This is a genomic window from Neisseria sp. P0008.S010, assembly GCF_051962715.1.
GTDB classification, from domain to species: domain Bacteria; phylum Pseudomonadota; class Gammaproteobacteria; order Burkholderiales; family Neisseriaceae; genus Neisseria; species Neisseria elongata.
Genome location: NZ_JBQCVA010000292.1, coordinates 1 through 271, shown reverse-complemented (window position 1 = coordinate 271; position 271 = coordinate 1). Strand labels below are relative to the sequence as shown.

Here is a 271-nt window from a genome sequence, read left to right as displayed (position 1 = left end):
ACCTGTATTTGGCGATATATTAAAGGTCTTAGGGGCAACAGATATTGAAGGGGAGCTTTTTGACTCATTGGATATAGTCATTAAGCCAAAATTTAAAAGGGATATAAAAAAGGTTGCCAAGGATATTATTTTTAACCCGTCACCTCAATTTTCAGACATTAGCCTGCGGGCAAAAGATGAGGCCGGAGATATTTTAACAGAACATTATCTATCAGAAAAAGGCCATCTCTCAGCGCCTCTGAACAAGGTCACCAATGCTGAGATAGCTGAA

General features: G+C 39.1%; 1 protein-coding gene. It reads left to right on the top strand.

The window, feature by feature from the left end; genetic code table 11:
* Nucleotides 1–271, top strand: a 271-nt coding sequence (locus ACTHSL_RS13645; RefSeq protein ID WP_440381722.1) for a hypothetical protein, incomplete at both ends; no start/stop codon positions are given.